Origin of the sequence: Lentzea sp. NPDC005914 (assembly GCF_040629405.1) — a bacterium.
In the GTDB taxonomy this organism is placed as follows: Bacteria; Actinomycetota; Actinomycetes; order Mycobacteriales; family Pseudonocardiaceae; genus Lentzea.
The window spans coordinates 1-21,039 of record NZ_JBEXVQ010000026.1 but is presented as its reverse complement, the minus strand read 5'-3'; the positions used below and the strand labels follow the sequence as shown (position 1 = coordinate 21,039).

The 21,039-nt window shown below is 67.0% G+C and carries 19 protein-coding genes and 2 pseudogenes; 12 read left to right on the top strand and 9 right to left on the bottom strand.

The window, feature by feature from the left end; translation table 11 throughout:
- The first annotated feature begins 19 nt into the window (after positions 1 to 19).
- The 10 genes and pseudogenes from ABZ345_RS31215 to ABZ345_RS31170 all read left to right on the top strand — a co-directional run bounded on the left by ABZ345_RS31215 (position 20) and on the right by ABZ345_RS31170 (position 11,177).
- On the top strand, positions 20 to 1,543 hold the full coding sequence (locus ABZ345_RS31215) for an aldehyde dehydrogenase family protein (protein WP_359856498.1): 1,524 nt from the start codon (positions 20 to 22) through the stop codon (positions 1,541 to 1,543).
- The gene (locus ABZ345_RS31210) at positions 1,543 to 1,902 is read left to right on the top strand and encodes a DUF779 domain-containing protein (RefSeq protein WP_359856495.1); all 360 of its coding nucleotides are present in this window, start codon (positions 1,543 to 1,545) and stop codon (positions 1,900 to 1,902) included. Before ABZ345_RS31215 ends, ABZ345_RS31210 begins: the two co-directional genes overlap by 1 nt.
- Positions 1,903 to 2,063: 161 nt before the next feature.
- On the top strand, positions 2,064 to 3,563 hold the full coding sequence (locus tag ABZ345_RS31205; RefSeq protein ID WP_359856493.1) for an ATP-binding protein: 1,500 nt from the start codon (positions 2,064 to 2,066) through the stop codon (positions 3,561 to 3,563).
- Between the two features lie 116 nt (positions 3,564 to 3,679).
- Positions 3,680 to 4,561, top strand: coding sequence for a PD-(D/E)XK motif protein (locus tag ABZ345_RS31200; protein ID WP_359856491.1), 882 nt, complete (start codon positions 3,680 to 3,682; stop codon positions 4,559 to 4,561).
- Complete coding sequence (locus tag ABZ345_RS31195; RefSeq protein ID WP_359856488.1) at positions 4,558 to 7,407, top strand: Z1 domain-containing protein; 2,850 nt, start codon at positions 4,558 to 4,560, stop codon at positions 7,405 to 7,407. The genes ABZ345_RS31200 and ABZ345_RS31195 overlap by 4 nt, the downstream gene beginning before the upstream one ends.
- Positions 7,408 to 7,500: 93 nt before the next feature.
- Positions 7,501 to 8,814: a DNA cytosine methyltransferase gene (locus ABZ345_RS31190; protein ID WP_359856485.1), complete on the top strand. Its 1,314-nt coding sequence runs from the start codon at positions 7,501 to 7,503 to the stop codon at positions 8,812 to 8,814.
- Complete coding sequence (locus ABZ345_RS31185) at positions 8,811 to 9,542, top strand: very short patch repair endonuclease (RefSeq protein ID WP_359856482.1); 732 nt, start codon at positions 8,811 to 8,813, stop codon at positions 9,540 to 9,542. The genes ABZ345_RS31190 and ABZ345_RS31185 overlap by 4 nt, the downstream gene beginning before the upstream one ends.
- 36 nt (positions 9,543 to 9,578) lie before the next feature.
- Entirely contained in the window at positions 9,579 to 10,172 is a 594-nt protein-coding gene (locus ABZ345_RS31180; RefSeq protein WP_359856479.1) for a hypothetical protein, read from the top strand.
- A 34-nt stretch (positions 10,173 to 10,206) separates the two neighbouring features.
- Positions 10,207 to 10,314: pseudogene (locus tag ABZ345_RS31175) on the top strand (DUF779 domain-containing protein); the annotation flags it as partial.
- A gap of 11 nt (positions 10,315 to 10,325) precedes the next feature.
- Positions 10,326 to 11,177, top strand: a complete 852-nt coding sequence (locus tag ABZ345_RS31170) for a hypothetical protein (protein ID WP_359856476.1) — start codon at positions 10,326 to 10,328, stop codon at positions 11,175 to 11,177.
- A 9-nt stretch (positions 11,178 to 11,186) separates the two neighbouring features.
- Here ABZ345_RS31170 and ABZ345_RS31165 read toward each other — a convergent pair whose 3' ends face one another.
- The gene (locus tag ABZ345_RS31165; RefSeq protein ID WP_359856473.1) at positions 11,187 to 11,768 is read right to left on the bottom strand and encodes an acetoacetate decarboxylase family protein; all 582 of its coding nucleotides are present in this window, start codon (positions 11,766 to 11,768) and stop codon (positions 11,187 to 11,189) included.
- Positions 11,769 to 11,907: 139 nt separating this feature from the next.
- On the opposite strand from ABZ345_RS31165, the gene ABZ345_RS31160 reads away from it, so the two are divergent.
- On the top strand, positions 11,908 to 13,179 hold the full coding sequence (locus ABZ345_RS31160; RefSeq protein WP_359856465.1) for a hypothetical protein: 1,272 nt from the start codon (positions 11,908 to 11,910) through the stop codon (positions 13,177 to 13,179).
- 60 nt (positions 13,180 to 13,239) lie between these two features.
- Here ABZ345_RS31160 and ABZ345_RS31155 read toward each other — a convergent pair whose 3' ends face one another.
- Positions 13,240 to 14,283 carry a chitinase gene (locus ABZ345_RS31155; protein ID WP_359856462.1) on the bottom strand — a complete coding sequence of 348 codons (1,044 nt, stop codon included), beginning with the start codon at positions 14,281 to 14,283 and terminating at the stop codon, positions 13,240 to 13,242.
- 80 nt (positions 14,284 to 14,363) lie between these two features.
- Positions 14,364 to 14,954: a helix-turn-helix domain-containing protein gene (locus tag ABZ345_RS31150; RefSeq protein WP_359856459.1), complete on the bottom strand. Its 591-nt coding sequence runs from the start codon at positions 14,952 to 14,954 to the stop codon at positions 14,364 to 14,366.
- Positions 14,955 to 15,015: 61 nt separating this feature from the next.
- Here ABZ345_RS31150 and ABZ345_RS31145 point away from each other — a divergent pair, with 61 nt between their 5' ends.
- Positions 15,016 to 15,252, top strand: coding sequence for a hypothetical protein (locus tag ABZ345_RS31145; RefSeq protein ID WP_359856456.1), 237 nt, complete (start codon positions 15,016 to 15,018; stop codon positions 15,250 to 15,252).
- A 22-nt stretch (positions 15,253 to 15,274) separates the two neighbouring features.
- Here the strand turns inward: ABZ345_RS31145 and ABZ345_RS31140 are convergent, their stop codons facing one another.
- The 6 genes and pseudogenes from ABZ345_RS31140 to ABZ345_RS31115 all read right to left on the bottom strand — a co-directional run.
- Positions 15,275 to 16,174: a decaprenyl-phosphate phosphoribosyltransferase gene (locus ABZ345_RS31140; protein ID WP_359856454.1), complete on the bottom strand. Its 900-nt coding sequence runs from the start codon at positions 16,172 to 16,174 to the stop codon at positions 15,275 to 15,277.
- Complete coding sequence (locus tag ABZ345_RS31135) at positions 16,171 to 16,677, bottom strand: phosphatase PAP2 family protein (protein WP_359856451.1); 507 nt, start codon at positions 16,675 to 16,677, stop codon at positions 16,171 to 16,173. The genes ABZ345_RS31140 and ABZ345_RS31135 overlap by 4 nt, the downstream gene beginning before the upstream one ends.
- A 22-nt stretch (positions 16,678 to 16,699) precedes the next feature.
- On the bottom strand, positions 16,700 to 18,406 hold the full coding sequence (locus tag ABZ345_RS31130; protein ID WP_359856448.1) for a hypothetical protein: 1,707 nt from the start codon (positions 18,404 to 18,406) through the stop codon (positions 16,700 to 16,702).
- On the bottom strand, positions 18,403 to 19,158 hold the full coding sequence (locus ABZ345_RS31125; RefSeq protein ID WP_359856445.1) for a decaprenylphospho-beta-D-erythro-pentofuranosid-2-ulose 2-reductase: 756 nt from the start codon (positions 19,156 to 19,158) through the stop codon (positions 18,403 to 18,405). The genes ABZ345_RS31130 and ABZ345_RS31125 overlap by 4 nt, the downstream gene beginning before the upstream one ends.
- Positions 19,155 to 20,498, bottom strand: coding sequence for an FAD-binding oxidoreductase (locus tag ABZ345_RS31120; RefSeq protein WP_359856442.1), 1,344 nt, complete (start codon positions 20,496 to 20,498; stop codon positions 19,155 to 19,157). The genes ABZ345_RS31125 and ABZ345_RS31120 overlap by 4 nt, the downstream gene beginning before the upstream one ends.
- Positions 20,499 to 20,902: 404 nt before the next feature.
- Positions 20,903 to 21,039 (bottom strand): annotated as a pseudogene (locus ABZ345_RS31115) (IS982 family transposase); the annotation flags it as partial.

Sequence of the window (21,039 nt, the reverse complement as noted above, 5' to 3'; positions counted from 1 at the left end):
ATGCGGGAGGTTTCTCACCATGGCGAAGTACGCGGCTCCTGGGCAACCCGGCAGTGTGGTGACGTACCGCGACCGGTACGACCACTTCATCGGAGGCGAGTACGTGCCGCCCGCCAAGGGCGGGTACTTCGCCAACCCCACCCCGGTCACGGGTGAGGACTTCACCGAGATCGCCCGCGGCACCGCCGAGGACGTCGAGCGCGCCCTCGACGCGGCCCACGGCGCCGCCCGCGCGTGGGGCAGGACGTCGGTGGCGGATCGGGCTCAGGTGCTCAACAGGATCGCCGACCGCATCGAGGCCAACCTGGAGCTGCTGGCCGTCGCCGAGACGTGGGAGAACGGCAAGCCGATCCGCGAGACACTCGCCGCCGACCTGCCACTCGCGGTCGACCACTTCCGCTACTTCGCGGGCGTGATCCGCGCCCAGGAGGGCGGCATCTCGCAGATCGACGAGGACCTGGTCGCGTATCACTTCCAGGAGCCGCTCGGCGTCGTCGGCCAGATCATCCCGTGGAACTTCCCGATCCTGATGGCCGTGTGGAAACTCGCGCCCGCACTGGCCGCCGGCAACGCGGTGGTCCTCAAGCCCGCCGAGCAGACCCCGGCGTCGATCCACGTGCTGATGGAGCTGATCGCGGACATCGTGCCGCCGGGTGTCATCAACGTGGTCAACGGTTTCGGCGTCGAGGCGGGCAAACCGCTGGCGTCCTCGCGGCGCGTGGCGAAGGTGGCGTTCACCGGGGAGACGACCACCGGCCGGTTGATCATGCAGTACGCCAGCGAGAACATCATTCCGGTGACCCTGGAGCTCGGCGGCAAGTCGCCGAACGTGTTCTTCTCCGACATCGCGTTGGAGCGGGATGCCTTCTACGACAAGGCTCTTGAAGGCTTCACGATGTTCGCGCTGAACCAGGGCGAGGTGTGCACGTGCCCGTCGCGGGCGCTCATCCAGTCGTCGATCTACTCGGACTTCCTGGGCGACGCGGTGTCGCGAACTCAGGCGGTGAAACAGGGTCACCCGCTCGACACCGAGACGATGATCGGCGCGCAGGCGTCCAACGACCAGCTCGAGAAGATCCTGTCGTACATCGACATCGGCAAGCAGGAGGGCGCCCGCGTGCTCACCGGCGGCGAGCGCGCGGACCTCGGCGGCGAGCTGTCCGGCGGCTACTACGTGCAGCCCACGGTCTTCGAGGGCGACAACAAGATGCGGATCTTCCAGGAGGAGATCTTCGGCCCGGTCGTCGCCGTGACTTCCTTCTCCGACTACGACGACGCCATGAAGACCGCCAACGACACGTTGTACGGCCTCGGCGCGGGCGTGTGGTCGCGCGACGGTTCGGTCGCCTACCGCGCGGGCCGCGACATCCAGGCGGGCCGCGTGTGGGTGAACAACTACCACGCCTACCCGGCGCACGCGGCGTTCGGCGGCTACAAGCAGTCCGGCATCGGCCGCGAGAACCACCGCGTGATGCTCGACCACTACCAGCAGACCAAGAACCTGCTCGTCAGCTACTCCCCGAACGCCCTGGGCTTCTTCTGATGCCCCGCGTGGCCCTGACCCCGGAGGCGGCGGATCTGCTCCGCCGCCTCCGGGCCTCGCACGGCGACCTGATGTTCCACCAGTCCGGCGGTTGCTGCGACGGCTCGGCCCCGATGTGCTACCCCGCCGGGGAGTTCCGCACCGGCTCGTCCGACGTGCACCTCGGGGACCTCGCCGTCGACGCGTTCGTCATTCCTGTGTGGATGTCCGCGGCGCAGTTCGAGTACTGGAGCCACACGCACCTGACGATCGACGTGGTGCCCGGTCGTGGGAGCGGGTTCTCGCTCGAGGCGCCGCTTGGAATGCGTTTCCTGGTGCGTTCACGGCTCCTCACGGACAGCGACCAGCAAGTTGAGTAACTGATCGACCACGCCCCGTACGCACTCGGTATGGTCAGGTAACGCACGGCTGTTCATCATCTATATGGAGTGAACAGGGACCAGCCAGCGGCCGCGCGTGCCGGACAAATGGGCTACTCGTGGTATTCCACCCGAGTAGTAGGGGTAGAAGGATTCTGACCATGACCGAGTGGAGCGATCACGTCCCTGTCAGCGGCACTGTGCAACTGCCGCCGGATCCGCGCGTGATGGAGGCGATGGGACGGAACCACTCACTCGAGACCGCGCTGGCCGACCTAGTCGACAACTCAATCGACGCGTCCGCCACCCACGTGCTCGTTCAATTCATCCGATCGGGTGGGAAACTGCGAGCTCTGTGCGTTGTCGACAACGGCCGCGGTATGGGGACCGACCAAATCAACGCGGCCATGACCATGGGAGGAAACCGCGCATACGCCTCCGATGACCTGGGGCATTTCGGTCTCGGCCTCAAAGCCGCCTCGTTCAGCCAGGCTCGCAGTCTCACCGTCATATCCCGGAGAGCGGGCGACGAGGCAGTAGGACGGCGCTGGCAACTCGAAGAAGCGATCAAGAGCTACCACTGCGATGAGGTCAACGCTTCGTTCGCCGCCAACGTCGTCGACAGCGACTGGGGACTGCCGTCCACCGGTACAGGTACGGTCGTGCGCTGGGACGACGTGACTGGGTTCCTCTCGACCGATGACAGCGACCAGGTCGAAACCTTCATCACCCGCACCGTCAACACGGTCGCACTGCACCTCGGTATCGTCTTTCACCGTTTCCTCGAGCGGGAGCGCGTTCACATCGCCATCGACGTACGCGATGCGGAGGACGACGGCCCGAGCGCCCACGTGGACGTCACTCCCCTGAACCCGTTCGGTTATCCGGCGTCCGCCCGCTCTGACTTCCCCAAGGAGGTCCACTCCACAACCAGGCCAGGGATCACCTTCCGTTGCCACATCTGGCCGAAATCCAACCGGCCGGAGTTCAAGTTGGGCGGCAACCCCGATCGCCACCAGGGCTGGTACTTCTATCGCAACGACCGGCTGCTCGTCGCCGGCGGCGGCTGGGAAGGTCTCAGCGCACCGCACGCCCGAATGCAGCACGCCAGGGTGGAGATCGAGATCAACGACCAGATCTCGGGACTGTTCCGCATGAACCCGGAGAAGTCGAAGGTGCTGGTCGGACCAGAATTCGCGGAGATCTGCGAAACCGCGCGTGCCGACGACGGCACCTCCCTGAGCTCCTATCTGGCGACGGCGGAGGAGGTGTACCGCACATCGCGCAAACGCAGCAACGCCAGGAAGAAGATGATCCATCCCGGTTACGGCTTCGCGCCGGGGCTCAAGGACTCCATCAAGAACGAGATTCCGCCGCTCAACGAGCACGAGACGATCAGCATCCGCTGGCGCCAGTTCACCAGTGACGCGTTCTTCGAAGTCGATCGTGACGAGTACACGCTTTGGCTGAACAAGCGCTACCGGAAGATGCTGCTCGGCGGCAAGCACGGCGGCCTCAACGACCTGCCACTCATCAAGACGCTCCTGTACCTCCTGATGGAGAACATCTTCGAAGGCCAGTTCCTCGGCGCGAGAGACAAGGACAACATCGATCTCTGGCAAGAGCTGCTGACCATCGCCGTGCGAGCGGAGCGACAGTGACGCCTTCACCTCAGGTCGGTGAACGCCACATGTCAGCGGCCGGCGTCAGCGACTACCTCACCAGCCCTGTCCCGATCGAGTTCACCGTCACGGGACAGCCCAGGATCTCCTTCTTCGTGGACCCCGAGGTTCCCGAGTTCGGTCTGCGCATCCACGACACCGGCGACGAACGACTGCCGGACCTCGCTCTGCAACATGTGAAGACGAGAAGCGCCTCGCGTGGCGGACACCGTTGCCTCGAAGTGGTCATCACGTTGGCCTGGGTGTTCCCGGACTCGTACCCGCTCCTTTGCGCGATCGCGGATCGAGTACAGCTGGACGGGATGCGACCGGCCGAAGCCGTCCGAAAGAGCCTGGGCCAACTCACCTTGCTACTGCGGCGCACCGAGTCACTCACCGAAGAGCGCGAGGTCGGACTGTTCGGCGAGATGCTCACACTTGGTGGATTGATCGCCCTCGCCGGAGCGACGCACGCCGTCCGCGCTTGGCGCGGAGGACTCGCCGAGGAGCACGATTTCGGCCTGCCGGGATTCGACGTCGAAGTGAAGACGACTCGTTCGGAGAGGCGCCAACACTGGATCGAGTCCCTGACGCAGCTTGTCGGCACCGGCGACCGACCACTTTGGCTGGTGTCACACCAGATCACCGCGGCTGGCGACGGAACCGGATCTACGCTGTCACAGCTCATCGATCGGATGCGCAGGCTCATCGGCCCTTCCAGCGCACTCGACGCTTTCGAGACCGGACTCGCCGGATCCGGATGGATCGATGACCTCAGGAGTCAAAGCGAGACCAGGTGGACGAAGCGCTTCCGATCCCAGGCCTATTTGGTGGACGAGGCCTTCCCGCGCCTGACAGCGGAAACGGCCGTGGCCAAGGGCGCCGACATCGCGCGCATACCCGAGGTCAGGTACCTGATCGATCTCGACGGCATGCCAGCCGACGATCAGCCGCCGCCTGAGATCAAGGCCTCCACCGACTTCGAAGGACGATCATGACCGAGACCATCGCCGAGGCCTATCTCGTCGCACTCGACGCGATGAAACGGCTCGGCCCCAAGGACATTCACAAGAAGGCGGCACAGGCGGCCGAGGACCTCCCTGGCGAACCCACGATCTCTGACGCGGCGTTGCGTGATTATCTCCTCGCGGCTCATCCTGACGATGAACTCAGAAGGAAGCTGAACTTCCAGCTGGCTTCGTGGGATGCCGTACGGGTCGCCGACGCCACATGGGCCGAGGGAACCGAGCCCGGTACCGCTCAACGCCGCGAAGTGATCACCCGGGGCCTCAAGCTCGAAGACGACACCGGTCTGTTGCTCGAACAGTTGTTCCCGATCGCCAACCGCGACCAGACGATCGTCATCGCGGATCGCTGGGATCCTTGGTACACGATGGAAGTCCAAAACAGCCGGGACTTCTACTGGGACCACTACTCGACCTATCTTCGGGAGCAGCGCGACTGGTCAGCTGAAGCCGTGGCCAAACTGAACGCGGCGACGACCCATGTCGTCGAGCGGCTGCACGAACCGACCCGCAAGAATCCCGGCCAGGCCAAGGGTTTGGTCGTTGGATACGTCCAAAGTGGAAAGACCGCGAACTTCACCGGTGTCATCGCGAAGGCGATCGACGCGGGCTACCGGCTGATCATTGTCATGACCGGCACTACGAACCTCCTGCGAGACCAGACTCAGCGCAGGCTCGACATGGAGCTCGTCGGGCGGGAGAACATCCTTCGAGGGATCGACGTCAGCGACCCCGAGGCACTCTTCCGTGTTGACTACCAGCAGGACGAAGACTGGGTCAAGGGCCGGTTCATCAGTCACGGACACCAGCCTGCGGATCGCGACTTCCCCGACATCTACCGGATGACGACCCGCACCTCGGACTATCGGAGTCTGCATCAGGGCATCGCCGCGCTCGACTTCGAACGAACCAATCGTGCCGAGCCGCTCTCACACCCCTCGAACCTGTTCAACAGCAACGCCCGCCTTGTCGTGGTGAAGAAGAACAAGCTGGCGCTGGAGAAGTTCGTCAAGGATCTCGGGGCCATCACCGCCAAACTCCACCAGATCCCCGCCCTGATCATCGACGACGAGTCCGATCAGGCGTCGATCAACACGAGCAATCCGAAGAAGTGGGAACAGGGCAAGCCCGAACGCACCGCGATCAACGCCCTGATCTCCAAGCTTCTGGGCATGCTCCCGCGCGGGCAGTACGTGGGCTACACGGCAACCCCGTTCGCCAACGTGTTCGTCGACCCCAGCGATGCCGAGGACATCTTCCCGAAGGATTTCGTCATCTCACTCGAACGGCCTCCCGGCTACATGGGTGCGGACGACTTCCACGACCTGGACTCCCCGATCCCCTGGCAGGAACGCACATTCGCCAACTCCAAGGAAAAGGCACATGTGCGGCTGTTGCAGGACGACGAGGACGGGGCCGACCTGCTCAACGCGATGGACAGGTTCGTCCTCGCCGGAGCTGTCAAACTGTTCCGGCAGAAGCAAGGGATGCCTGAGTTCCGGCATCACACGATGCTCGTACACGAGGCGATGAAGACAGACGTTCATCGCGCCAAAGCTCAGGTCATCAAGGACACCTGGAGCAAGGCGGGATACTTCAGCTCGACATGCCGACCGCGCCTGAAGTATCTCTACGAGCAGGACATCCTTCCTGTGTCCCGTGCCTTGGCGCCGGAGTTGCCGATCCCCGCTACGTTCGAGGAACTCCAACCGTACATCGCCAACACCGCGCGATTGATCAACGCCAACAACAACCCGGTGCTCGTCGTCAACAGCGACAAGGACATCGAGCAGGACGAGCTGAACTTCGACCAGCATCCTGTCTGGCGAATCCTGGTGGGAGGCAACAAGCTCGCTCGCGGGTTCACCGTCGAGGGGCTGACCGTCTCGTACTACCGGCGAGGCGTGCAGAACGCCGACGCCCTGATGCAGATGGGTCGATGGTTCGGTTTCAGGAAGGGTTACCGCGACCTCGTTCGACTGCACGTCACCGCGGACCTTCGCGACGCGTTCGAGTCCATCTGCCGCGACGAGGAGGACTTCCGCGAGGAACTCCGCCAGTACACGGGATTCGACGAGGACGGTCAGCCTCTGGTCACTCCGGCTCAGATTCCGCCTCTCGTGTCGAGCAGGATGTTGCGGCCAACAGCCGCGTCCAAGATGTACAACGCTGTACTCGAGGAGCGGAGAACTCTGACCAAGGAGCCGAGTTCCGGCTATCCCGCGACTTCGAACAGGGCCGCGTTGGAGCGCAACATCAACGCTTTCATCCCTGTCATAGCGGCCGCTGTCGACAATCCGCGCACGTACCGATTCGAACGGTCGACCTTCCGCGCACTCGTCGCCAGGGTGTCACACGTCGACCTGCTCGCTGTGCTCGGCCAACTCGAATGGGCGCATGAGAACACGTTCCGCCCGGATCTCAAGTGGATGGAGAAGCTCGGGCCCGACCGCGTCCTAGACTGGGAAGTGGTTTTCCCCCAACAGCAGAGCGGTTTGAGAGCCATGTTCCGCGGCCACGGTCCTTTCAGCGTGCATCGCCGATCGGCTGATGGTGACCGAGTGCGCGGTAACGCCACGAGCCTGAACCGCAAGGCGGTTGATCACTCGCTGACAGGAGAACCACGGAGGGGATCCCTGCTCGTGTACCCGGTGGTGAGTACGAAAAGGATCCCGGAGGACGGCCTTGAGGAGGATCCAGCGGACGTGATCATGGCAATCAGGCTCGCGTTGCCCGCCGGTGCGAGGCCGATCAACACGGGTCCGCTCCGATACACGGCAAGAGACTCGTCCAAGCCATGGCACACCGTCGTCTCCTGACAGCCGGTCAATTCCTTGTCCAGCAAGGACATACTCAGCGACACGGGTGGTCATGTGCGAGCAGGCCACCCGCGCTGCGATATTGTTCCGCGCATGTCTGAGTCGTCGACCACCCCGTCAAGAGACCGCACGTCGGTCGAGTTGTTCGCCGGCGGCGGGGGTCTGGCGATGGCCGTGCACAACTCCGGGTTCCGGCCTCTCCTGATCAACGAGTTCGCCAAGCACGCCTGCGCCACGTTCCTCGCCAACAAGAAGGCTGTACCTAGGGGCGAGGACGAGTACATCCCTCGTGAACAGGACCTGTGGCCGTTGGTCGAGGGGGATGTGCAAGAACTGAAGATGGGCTACCTGCAGGGGCAGGTCGACATCCTGGCCGGAGGCCCGCCGTGCCAGCCGTTCAGTCTCGGCGGTGTCGCCAAGGGTGACGAGGACAAGCGGAACATGTTCCCCGAGATGTTCCGCGCCGTGCGCGAGATCCAGCCCAAGGCTGTGATCTGCGAGAACGTCCGAGGTCTGTTGCGACCGTCCTTCCGTCCGTACTTCGACTACATCCTTCGTGAGCTCGAGCTCCCCTTCAAGGAGCGCGACTCGGACTCGACCTGGCTCGAGCACGACGCGGCGCTGCTGGCGACGGACAAGGACGCCGTTCCGGGACACGAGCGCTACGACGTGAGGATGTTCCAGGTCAACGCGGCTGACTACGGTGTTCCGCAGATCAGGAACCGGGTCATCATCATCGCGTTCCGCTCTGACCTGGGAGTCGATGTCGACGCGTTCAAGGATTCGGTGAAGCCGACCCACTCCGAGACCGCGCTGACCCGCTCCATCCTCAGTGGCGAGTACTGGGACCGGCATCCGACCGTGCCTCGGCACGTGCGCGATCGTGTCCTCGAACGGCTCCCGGCCACCGCCCCGGCCGACGACGGCCTGCTGCCGTGGCGCACGCTTCGGGACGCGATCACGGGTATCGACGGCAACCCACCACTGCCCGCGATCCCGTGGAACCGTCTGGACCGCGTCGAGTACTACAACGAGGAGAAATGGCCTTTCAAGGACCACGTCGGCTGGCCTGACGCCCGGATCTACCCCGGCCACACGCCGAACGAGTACGACCGACCCGCGAAGACCGTCAAAGCGGGGGTGCACGGAGTTCCAGGTGGCGAATCAGTGCTGCTCACCGATGACCGTGAACGCGACGGGTCCGCACCAGGGGGTTGGCGCTACAAGCATCGTTACATGACGGTGCGGGAGACGGCTCGAGTCATGACGTTCCCCGACGACTGGGTGCTGAGCGGGCCACGGAGCGAGAAGATGCGTCAGCTCGGCAACGCGGTCCCAGTGCTTCTTGGCGAGGCGTTCGCTCGCGCCGTCGCGTCAAGTCTCGAAAAGGTGGAGAAGCGCCCGTGACGGTGCGCGACCACGCGTGGAAGCCTCGGGCTGGACGCAGCCGGGCGATGGTCGCCGCAGAGCAGGATCGCGCCGCCGGTGGCCGTTACCGTCGCGCGGTTCACGTCGGCGACGATCGCATCGCCTACGCTTCGGTCGAGCTCAAACTCAGGTCGGACGCTGCCGTGGTCCGAGCCTATTTGCGCTGGTCGGACAATGGTCGTTCGCGCTCCAGACTGCTGGGCGAGGTACTCCACGGCAAGCGAGCCGACAATCTCGCCGAAGGTTGGAGCCTAGCCCGCGCGCAGGGGCTCGTTCACGACGTCGAACTTCCGGACGACTCATGGGCGTCCTCCCACGAGGTTCGCGCCTCGATGAGAGGGAACAAGTCACGTGACACCGGACCTGAAGTCAAGCTGCGGTCACTGCTGCACGCGCGGGGTCTTCGTTACCGGGTTTCCGCTCGTCCCCTTCCCTCGCTCCGCCGGACCGCGGACATCGTGTTCCCCAAGGCGCGAGTCGCGGTGTTCGTGGACGGTTGTTACTGGCACGGCTGCAGCGAGCACTATCGCCCATCCAGCACCAACTCCGAGTTCTGGTGGAAGAAGATCGCCGGCAATCGGGAGCGAGATGCCGAGACCAATCAGCTGCTCAGCGAGGCGGGGTGGACCGTCGTCCGCGCGTGGGAACACGAAGAGCCCGAACGTGTGGCCGACCGAGTAGCGAACGCGGTGAATCTAGTCGAGTAGGGGGTTCTCTTGCCGGACATCGAAGTTCCACGGCAGGTGCGCGAGGCCGTGATCCGGGAGCTGTACCGTCAAGTCGAGACGATCGGTTGGGAATCAATGTCCGATCGCGCCAAGACGAAGCAGTACACCAATTGGGTCGACGATCCGTTGATCGGTGGAGAACTCGCCGACAGCCTCACCGCCGAGGGCATCAGGGTCTGGCTCAAGGACGGCCCGCTCAAGGAGTACACCCGAGCCTTGGAAGGCATCGGTTCGTGCGCGCAGTACACGGAAACACGGCTCACGCATCCCTCCGCGATGATCTACGACGCTCTAGGCAGCGGATGGGAGATCGAACCGGGGTCTATCCGTGAGAAGCCGATGCACTGTCTCGCGGCAAAGGACTCCAGCAAGAGGTACGTCTGCTGGGGCCACCCACAGAAGTTCCGCGACCTTCAGTGGGCCGCCGTCAACCACGCGGTCGACAGCAACGATCGTCCGCTGATCATCGTTTTCGTGCGAGAGGGCGGCGAACTGGACGACGAGCTGAGGCGTCGGCACGAACGCATCGCGGCGCACTGTCAGCTCGATGTCTTCTACACGTACCGCCGACTCGAGTCCGCACACCAGACGCCAGCGTCACGTCGTTGACCACGCATCCAGCGTGATACGGACCGAACTCTGACTCTTCATTGATGTCCCGGCCAGTCGTGGGAGCGGGTTCTCGCTGGAAGCGCCACTGGGAGTGCGTTTCCTGGTGCGTTCACGTTTGCTGAACGACGAGGAGCTCTAGCATCTGCATCCATGACCGTCCAATGCGGATGCTGCGGAGCCGAAATCACGTCGACGGACCGCATCGACTACCGGTTGAACCGCCCGGAACCCCTGATCGGGGTGCCCAACGAGCAGCTCGGCGCCCCGACGGGCGGGCTGCTCGTCGGACCGGACGGCGACTCGTACCTCCGTTGTCTCCTCCCGGTTGCGCTGACCGGAGGAACAGAGCTGGTCTTCGGCGCGTGGATGCAGATCAGCAAAGTCGACGCCATGTACGCGCACGCGGTCTGGGACAACGACTCCGAGTACGCGAACTTCCGCGTGTCCGGCACGTTCGCGAACGTCATCCTGCCGTGGGACCTGTTCGGCGCGCCGGTCGAGGCGGCCGTGCTGAACGCCGACGAGCTGCCGTACTACACCTCGCACCCGGTGCTGGAGCGGGAATGGGACCGCGACGAGGTCCTGAGCTGCATCCGTCACCCGCTGCCGATCCCCGTCCGCGAGACGCTGGGCGAGGTCTGGACCATCGAACGCACCGAGGGCATGCGCTGCGTGATCGAGGACCGCACCGTCTGCTTCTCGAGCCCAGGCCGCTGGGTCGGCATCGACGTCTACAACGACAGGGCCCAGCGCACGCCCAGTGACTTCCTGGCCGCGGTGATCGACGGTTACCCGTCCGAGGATCACTCGGTCGAGCACATCGGTAACGAGCTGCGGCACGCGTTCTGGCTCAGCGAGGTCATCGACGGCAACGAGGAGCAGGTGTTCCACGGGCACGTCGTCCGTCCTGGCACCATGCTGTCCGTGCGGATCGTCCACCGCTTCCCGGCTGACCGGACGTGGGCGCAGCACGTGCTGAACAGCGTTCAGTACATCGGGTGAACCTGAGCGTCAGGGAGTCTGGCCGAACGTCAGCCGCATGTCCCGTGTCGCGAAGCTGACGAGCGGCGTGCGTCCGGTGAGGTAGCCGAGCGGGCCGTTCAGCGGGAACAGCCACGCCGCGCGCACCAGCCGGAACCGCCCGGACATGCGCATCCTCGTGCGCACGTCGCGGCCGTCCAGGCGTTGTGCCGTCCAGCCCGCCGTCGTCCACTCGCCGGGCAGCGAGACTCCGCCGCTGACCGCCACGCCCGCGATCGACGAACCGCGGCCGAACCTGGCGAGCTGCTTCGGGATCCCCCACATCTCGCGGCCGCCCTGCCGTGACGCCTCGCTGTCGACCCAGATCTGGGGCACCGACACGGCTGTGCGGCCCTGGTCGCGCACCGGCGTGGCGACGAGCAGCTCCTCGTAGGTGAGCACGCTGCCCGGCTCGTACGACACGAACGCGACGGCCACGAAAGCGTTGCCCGCCACCGTGATCATTCGCGCGCCGGCCGGGAGGCTGGCGTGCGGCACCAGCTTGCGCGGCACCCGGAAGACGGAGATCACGAGAGAGCCCCGCATGTGCCACGGCTCGGCTGGATACTGCACGCCCACGACCGTACCGGGTCAGCTGCTAACGAGCGGTGGCGCCGGGGTTGTTGCGGTACCAGGACCGTAACGTCAGGGAAATCCCAAGTTTGCGTGAGTGAGCTGGACCACTAGTCGAGCCCGGCTCACGATTCCCGCCATGAACGTCCTGCTGGCATTCGCACTCGCCGCGAGCGTCACGACGCCCGCGCATCTGCCGCCGACAGCGCCGTGCCCGGAGAACGTCCCCGCCGGCACCACCTGTTACGAGGGCCGGGACGCCAATGGCGCCTACTACACGATCGCCGTGCCGAAGAAGTGGAACAAGACGCTGGTCGTCCACTCGCACGGCGGTCCTGACCTCGGCGACCCGACGCCGGAACGCACGCGTGACGACCTGAACCGCTGGGCCGTCATGGTCAAGGAGGGCTACGCCTGGGCGGGCACCTCGTACCGGCGCGGCGGCTACGGCACGCGGATGGCCGCGGAGGACACCGACAACCTGCGCAAGATGGTCAGCGCGATGCTCAAGCCGCACAAGGTCTACCTCCACGGCCAGTCGTGGGGCGGCAACGTCGCGGCCAAGACCATCGAGCTGTACAAGGGCTACGACGCGACGCTGCTCACGAGCGGTGTCATGGCCGGCGGCTCGCGCGGCTACGACTACCGCGTCGACCTGCGCGTGGTCTACCAGTACTACTGCGGCAACCACCCGCGCCCGTCCGAGGTGCAGTACCCGCTGTGGCAGGGCCTGCGTCCGAGCTCCACGATGACGACGGCCGGGCTGCGTTCGCGGATCGAGGAATGCCTTGGTGTCGCAGGCAGTCGGACACCGTCGCAGCAGCAGAAGCTGAACGACATCCTCGCGGTCACCAAGATCCCCGAGGAGACGCTGAACTCGCACCTGAACTTCGCGACGTTCACCTTCCGCGACATCGTGCACCTCCGGCTGGGCGACAGAAACCCTTGGAGCAACACAGGTGTCGTCTACAAGGGCTCGCACGACGACGCGGCTCTGAACGCCGGCGTGGAACGGTTCGCCGCGGATCCCGCCGCCCGCGCCGAGCTGGCATACGACAGCGACCTCACCGGCAAGATCGACATCCCGGTGCTGTCGGTGCACGCGATCGGCGACCCGACGGCGTTCGTGGAGCACGAGTCGGCCTACCGGGACACGGTGATGAGGGCCGGGCGTGGGTACAACCTGGTGCAGACGTTCACGACCGAGGCCACGCACTCCGCGTTCAGCGACTCCGAGTACGCGGCGGCCATCCAGTCGCTCGCGGTGTGGGAGAAGTTCGGGCTGCGGTCCAGTCCGTTCCTGATCGCGGCGGCCTGTCCCAGCCACGACAAGAAGTACGGCACGGGCTGCTTCTTCGACCCGCGGTACCGCCCTCAGCCCTACGAGTCCCGGGTCGCACCCCGCACGTGACCCGGTGAAGCCCGGCCGCACGGTGCCTCCAGGACACGCCGTGCCGCCGGGCTTCGTGCTCTACCGTCCCTGCAGCGACTTGACCTTGTCGCCGAAGGTCCAGTTCTTCGAGCCGTCCCAGTTGATCGACCAGGTCATGAGGCCCTTGAGCTGGCCGTTGAAGTTGTTCCACGCCTGACCGACCAGGCTCGGGCTCATGTAGCCGCCACCGGCGCCCGGCTGCGCGGGCAGGCCCGGTACCTGCTTGTCGTAGGGCACCTTGATCGTGGTGCCCTGCACGACCAGTCCCTTGTTGAGGCACTGGGTCTGGGCGACGAAGCCCTGCACGGTGCCGGCCTGGTAGCTGTCGCCGGAGCAGCCGTACATGGAACCGTTGTAGTACTGCATGTTCAGCCACCAGAGCCGGCCGTTGTCCGCGTACTTCTTGATGATCGGCAGATACGCGCCCCAGATGGAGCCGTAGACGATGCTGCCGCCCGTCACGTACGCGGTCTCCGGCGCCATCGTGAGGCCGAAACCACTCGGCATCGCCGCCAGCACACCGTCGATGATGCGGATGAGGTTGGCCTGCGAGGCGGACAACTGGTTGATGTTGCCGCTGCCGACCAGACCGGTCTCGATGTCGATGTCGATGCCGTCGAAGTTGAACTTCTTGAGGATCGGCACGACCGTGGCCACGAACCGGTTCGCCACGGCGGTCGAGCTGAGGTCGATGCCCGCCGCCGCACCACCGATCGACAGCAGGATGGTGGCGCCGGCTGCCTTGGCCGCGCACATCTCGGCGGGCGTGGCCACCTTGACGCCCGCGTCCATCCCGTCCTCCCACAGCACGGTGCCGTCGGAGCGGATGACGGGGAACGCCGCGTTGATCACGTTGTAGCCGTGCTGCTTGATGCGGCTGTCGGTGATCGGCGTCCAGCCGAACGGCGGGTGCACGCCGTTCGACGCTCCGTCCCAGTTCTCCCAGTAGCCCTGGAGGACCTTGCCTGGCGGGCGGGGCTTGAGCGCGCACGTGTCGGCCGCCTGCGCGGTGGACGGGATGAGCACGGTGCTCATGAGCAGAAGCAGGGCTGTCAGCGCCTTGGGAAGCAAGCGGGCAGACATTCGCTCACCTTTCGCGTTCAGGCGGCGACCCGTTGTCATTGAAGCACGAAATGGTCCAGACCTCTACGGGTGGTGGTCGCCTACGGCGCGAGCGGGAACGCCGTCTTCAGCACGTGGGCGAGGATGGCGGCGGGATCGGCCGCCGGGGCGATCGACTGCCGCAACGCCAGCCCGATCCCCAATGCCCCGAGCATCACGACCATCTGCCCCAGCGGCATCGCCGGTTCGAGACCCAGCCGCCCGGCGTGCTTCTCCAGCAGCGCGACGACCTGATCGTCGTGGCGCGCTTGCAGGACCGCGATCTGGGCGGCGATCTCGGGCTGCTGTGCCGTGGCGGCCAGCACCTCGGCGGCGGCGGTGGTCCACTTCGCCGCGTCGCCGTCCGTCACGGTGCCGAGGATCGCGACCAGGTCGTCGCGGCCGGTGGCCTGGGCGAGGGCGGTGCGCAGGCCCTGGAGATGGGTGTCCGCGTCGGCTTCGACGATGGCCAGCCACATGCCTTCCTTGCCGCCGAAGTGCTTGTAGACCGCGCCGCGGGTGTAGCCGGCGTCGGCGGCGATCTCCTCCACCGTCGCCGCCAGGAAGCCGCGGCGCAGGAACACCTTCCGGCCGGCGCGCAGGAGGTCTTCGTGGGTGCGCTCCTGTTGCGCGGCCCTGGTGAGTCTGGCCATCAGCCGTCCGTTCAGTAACACAGCGTTTCTGGAAACACGATGTTACTGTAACGTCGAGCGCATGGATCTTCTGCCTGGGCTGCTCGCGCTCCTCAGCCTGCCGCTCTGCCTGGCGGGCTTCGTCTGGTACGCGCTGCGGGCTCGGCGCGGCGGGAGTGGGCAGTCGCTCATGGCGCCGTTCGAGGAGATCTGGGATCCCGTGTCGCACAGGACGAACATCGAGATCCAGATCGAGGCCGAGCGGACGCCGGAGACTCCCGCGCCGGGCGATCCGCTGCGGCTCCGCGGACCCGGTTGAGACGACTCCCCTGCCGTGTACGTCATGTGTAGATCGACAACGCCAGCGAGCCCACCCAGCACACCCCGATGACCTGGAGCACGTGGTCGCGCAGCGCGATCTGTTCCGGCGCGCCCGCACCGCCGTCGTCCACGTCGACCGCATACCGCAGCACGGCCACCACGAACGGCACGATCGACAGCATTGCCCAGCCCGAGTCGTAGCCGGTGCGCTGCCGCAGCTCGAACGCCCACAGCGCGTAGGCGAGGATCATGATCGCGGCGGCGGTGGCCCACACGAACCGCAGGTAGCTCGCCGAGTACCGGCGCAGCGATGCCCGGATCTGCGCACCCGTCCGTTCGTACAGCACGATCTCGGCGTATCGCTTGCCCGCCACCATGAACAGCGAGCCGAACGCCGTCACGAGCAGGAACCACTGCGACAGCGGGATGCCCGCAGCGATACCGCCCGCGATGGCGCGCAGCAGGAAGCCGGACGCGACGATGCACAGGTCGATGACCGGCTGGTGCTTCAGCCCCAGGCAGTAGCCCAGCTGCGCGGCGCAGTACACGGCGATCAACACGACCAGCGGCAGACCCGAGCACCGGGCCACGCCGATGGCCGCGACGAACAGCACCGCCGCCGTGACGTACGCCGTGCGCGTCGAGACCACCCCCGCCGCGATCGGGCGGTGCCGCTTGGTCGGGTGCGCGCGGTCGGACTCGACGTCGATCGCGTCGTTGACCAGGTACACCGCCGAGGCGGCGAGGCAGAACGCGACCAGCGCGAGCCCGGTGTCCAGCAGCACCCCGGGCTCGGTGAGCCGGTTCGCCGCGAAAGGAGCGGCCAGCACCAGGAAGTTCTTCACCCACTGGTTCGGCCGGACGGCGCGGACAAGACCGGCGAGGGTGCCCGTGCCGGTGCCGCGCCCGGTGGTCGTCATCTCGACGCACCGCCCTCCAGTCTGCGGCGGACGAGCCCGCCGAGCACCGCCCCCAGCACCGCTCCCGCTGCCACGTCGGTCGGGTAATGCACGCCGAGCACCAGGCGCGACACCACCATCGGCGGCACGAGCACAGGTTCGAGCCGCCGCCCGATCAGCCGGGAGAACAGCACGGCGGCGGTGGTGGTGGACACCGCGTGCGCGGACGGGAAACTCAGCCGGCTCGGCGTGCCCGCCAGCACGCGCACCGAGTCGTGGTCCGGTCGCTGCCGCCGGACCACGAGCTTGATCGCGATCGCGACCGCGTGCGACCCGGCGACCGCGGCAGTGGCGACCGCCCAGTCCCGGCGCCGTCGCCGGTCGAGGACCGCGCCCGCGAGGCCGAGCGCCAACCACCCGGCGCCGTGCTCGCCGAACCGCGACAGTCCCCGAGCCGACGCCACCACGTGCGGGTGATCGAGCGCGCGCTGCACTTGGCTCAGGACGGTGATTTCGGCAGACATGCGGTTCTCCGTCGGTCGGTGGTCATCCGGGCAGCTGGCCGGGGCGCAGGGTGGGACCGCAGTGCCCCCTGGGCGCGTTCTCTTGCGCGCGCACGGCCGGCGTCAGTTCCGTGCGGACGTACTCGCGCAGTTGTTCCAGCCGGGCGGCGTCGGGGACGGCGTCGCGGCGCACCCAGTCCTGGGCCACCGGACCCGCCGAGATCACGTAGTAGTCCGCGGCCAGGCGCGGGTCGTCCGCGATTCCCGTGGTCTGCGACCAGAAGCCGTGCGAGTGCAGGAAGGTCGGCCGCGCCCGGTCGAACACGTAGTCGCGGAGGCCCGCCATGTCCTTGGCGCCCCAGAGGTCGGCCAGCCGCGGCTCGGCCAGCCCGGCCAGGTCGACCACGGTGAGCCGGGACGCGAGCGCCGTGCCGCCGACGTCGGGCAGCGCCAGCGTGGCCCGTTCGACGCCGAGGATGTCGGCCAGACCGTTGTAGCCACGCCCGAACGTCTCGGTCACCAGGCACATCGGCACGATGGGCGCGGTGCGGAACTCGTCGGCGGTGGTGGTGAACCACGCCGCGGACGGCAGGGCCGCGGCGATCACCGCGGCGGCCACCGCGACACGGCGCCGTGCCGTGGCGCGGGCCAGCAGCCTGGCCACCGCGAAGACCGCGATCAGCGCGCCGAGCACCCACACCGGTGTGGCGAACCGCAGCTGGCCCATCCAGTCGGGCGCCAGCACCGCGAACGCGGTCAAGGCCAGGCCCAGCGGCACCAGCAGCGCGACCAGACCCGAACCCAGCCGTGAACCGCGGGCCAGCACCACGCCCAGGCACACCGCCACCACCAGGACGGCGAACGCCCCGGCGTACTGCACCACCTCGCCGACCCGCACGAACTGGTCGAGCTCCGGCGCGGCCTGCCCCTTCGCCGCCGCGGGCAGCGCCAGCCACCGGCCGAACTCCAGCCGCCGCCACGCCACGTACGTGCCGAACGGCACCAGGAACGCGGCGGTGGACAACGCGACCGCCCGCGCCGCCACGAGCAGCCCCGTCCGGCGCAGGTGGACCAGCGTCACGAGCGGGTAGGCGGCGACGTAGACCAGGCCGTCCGGCCGGGTCAACGCGGCCAGCGCGACGAGCAGCCCGGCAACGACCGCGACCCTGTTCGACCACAGCCGATCGTCCAGCACCGCCCCGAACAGCACGACCGCGAGCCAGCACGTGACCAGCGCGTAGAGCGGGTTCTCCAGTCCGGAGAACATCCAGATGACGAACGACGGCACGGCCGCGAGCACCGCGCCGAACGCCAGCGTCACCGGCCACGGCCGACGGAACACCCGTCGCGCGGCCGTGTGGCAGGCCAGCAGCACACCGGCGCAGCACAGCACCGCGAGCGCCTTCGGGAACAGCACGTAGTCCGGGACGCCGAAGATCGTTCCCCGGTCGAACAGGCCGAGCACCCGGCCCAGCGCCATCACCGCGAGCCACGCCGGGTTCGAGTACCCCTCGGTCGGCTCGGCCCCGGGTTGCAGCACCGAGCCCGCGCCCTCGGCGATGTTGCGCGCGTAGGCGAAAGTGATCGCCGCGTCGTCCACCACCCAGTTGCCGTAGAACGAGCCGTGCAGGGCGATGAGCGCCGTGCCGCCCACCACGCTCGCGGCGACGGCGGGCCATCCGGTGCGCTCGCGCCGCGGCTGACGCGGCTCCGGCTCGGCGGTCAGCTGTTCAGGTGCAGTCAGCGTCATGCCGGCAACCGCCGGAACAGGGCTCGGGGCAGGTGCCGCAGAGCGGACATCACCACGCGCAGGGCAGCGGGTGCCCACACCAGCTCGCGGCGGTCGCGGACCGCGTTCACGACCACCTCCGCCACCTGCTCGGGCGTGGTCGACAACGGCGCCGGCCGCAGCCCGGCGGTCATCCGGGTGCGCACGAAGCCCGGCCGGACCACCGTGACGGTGATGCCGTGCGGGCGCAACGCCTCACCGAGCCCCTGGTAGAAGCCGTCCATGCCGGCCTTGGTCGAGCCGTAGACGAAGTTGGACCGCCGCACCCGCTCGCCGGCCACCGACGACAGCGCGACGATCACTCCGTGGCCCTGCTCGCGGAACCGTCCGGCGAGCCCGACACCCACCGACACCGCGCCGGTGTAGTTGACCTCGGCGAGCTCGACCGCCGCTTCGTGGTCCTGCCACGCGCGTTCGGGGTCGCCCAGGACCCCGAACGCCACCAGGGCCACGTCGATGTCGCCGTCGGCGAACGCCTTGTCCAGCACCGCCCGATGGCTGCCGAGGTCACGGGCGTCGAAGTCGATCGCCGACACCGGCACACCCGCCGCGGTCAGCTCTGCCACCGCCGCGTCACGGCGGGGCGAGGGCCGGGCCGCGAGCACCACGCGCGGCTTGCGAAGCGTGGTGTAGCGCCGCACCACCGCCAGCGCGATGTCGGACGTGCCCCCCAGTACGAGCAGGCTCTGCGGATTGCCCACCGCGTCGATCACAGATTCAACCTCCTGGACATGTCGGACGCGAACACGCCGTCCGGGTCGACCGAGGCACGCACCGCGCGCCACTCTTCGAATCGGGGGTAGCCGCGGCGAACGGACTCGGCCGTGGCGCGCGACTCCTTGGCCAGGTAGTGCCGCCCGCCGGAACCGAGCACCAGCTCGTCGAGCTCGTCGCACAGCTCGCCGAGACCGGGTCGCACCGGCAGGTCCACGCACAAGGTCCAGCCCGGCATGGGAAACGACAGCGGCGCGCGGTTGCCCGGCCCGAACCGCTTGAGCACGTTCAACGCCGACACGTGCCCAGACGCGGCGATGCGCGCCACGACCTGCCGGATGACGTCGGTGGCGGCGAACGGGACGACGAACTGGTACTGAAGGAACCCGCGCGGCCCGTAGCCCCGGTTCCACTCGCCGATCACGTCGAGCGGGTGCAGGAACCGGGTGATGTTCTGCACCTCGCCGGTCCGGGACGGCGACTTGCGGAACCACAGCTCGCTGAACGCCCGGCCCGTCACCTGGTTGAGCAGCCCGGACGGCAGCACGTCCGGCACGGTGAGCAGCCGTGGCGCGTCGAACGCCAGCGGGTCGCGCCGCAGCCGGGCGGGCAGGTCGTCCAGCCGGGCGTGATGGGCCCTGGTCAGCACTCCCCGGCCCAGGCGCGGCCCGGTGGTCACCGCGTCGAACCACGCCACGGACTCGGCGTACCGGTCGTCGTCGCTCGACTGTCGTTCCAACAGCTCGTCCAGGCTGTCCACCCGCTCGGTGTCCACCACGAAGTACGAGGTCTCCACGGGGACGACGCGCAGTGTCGCGCGCAGGATCACGCCGGTCAGCCCCATGCCGCCGACAGTCGCCCAGAACAAAGCGGCGTCCTCGCCGTCCGGCGTCAGGCTGCGCACCGACCCGTCCGCCGCGAGCAGGTCGAGCGACCGCACGTGGTTGCCGAAGCTGCCCACGACGTGATGCCCCTTGCCGTGCACATCGGCGGCGATAGCGCCCCCTACGGTGACCTGCCGCGTGCCCGGCAGCACCGGCAACCACAGCCCGAACGGCAGCAGCACGCGCATGAGGGCGTCCAGCGACACGCCCGCTTCGACATCGACGAGGCAGTCCTCCACCGCCACCCGGCGGACGCGGTCGAACCGAGTCATGTCCAGCACGACACCGCCCGCGTTCTGCGCCGGATCGCCGTAACTGCGACCGAGTCCTCGGGCGATCACGCCACGTGCGCCGAAGTCCTTCACGATATTCGCGATAACCTCGAAATCCCGAGTGGAAACCACGCGTGCCGCCGTCGGCGCGGTACGTCCCCAACCGGAGAGTCTGGTTAGCATCGGCGCAGACTAACGGACCTCGATATTCCATTCGAGGGATGTCGAAAATGCGCGGAACGATGGGAATACGGTTCGCTGGGCGGACGAAATTCGTGCTGGTGGGAGGCTGCGTACGCTCGTCGATTTGAGCAGTTGCGGCACCTTCTATCGGCGTCGTGTGACAGGTGGCGGGTTCATAGCGGCCCATCCGTCACATTCATTGCCGACGCATTAGCTGCGCGCTCACAATAAGCCTATTTCTCCCTTTCGGATGGAATAAGCGGCGCGAGTAGACGGTTGATCGCGTCAAGCTCGGGTGAGGGGGCCGCCACAACGAACGGCGCTGGATTCCCGTTTCTGCTGGGGCCGCGAACGCGAGTACTCGCCGCACTGCCGGCCACTCATCTAGATGGTTGATTCCAAGGTCAGTGGTCGTAGGCGGTCAGTGATCGTTTGACTGGCTTGCCGGTCTTGTCGTTGTGCCAGATCGCGGCGGTCAGGGCGAGGATGCGTTGCAGGACGCGGACGATGACGCCGGCCGGGGTGCGTCCGCCGTGGCGTT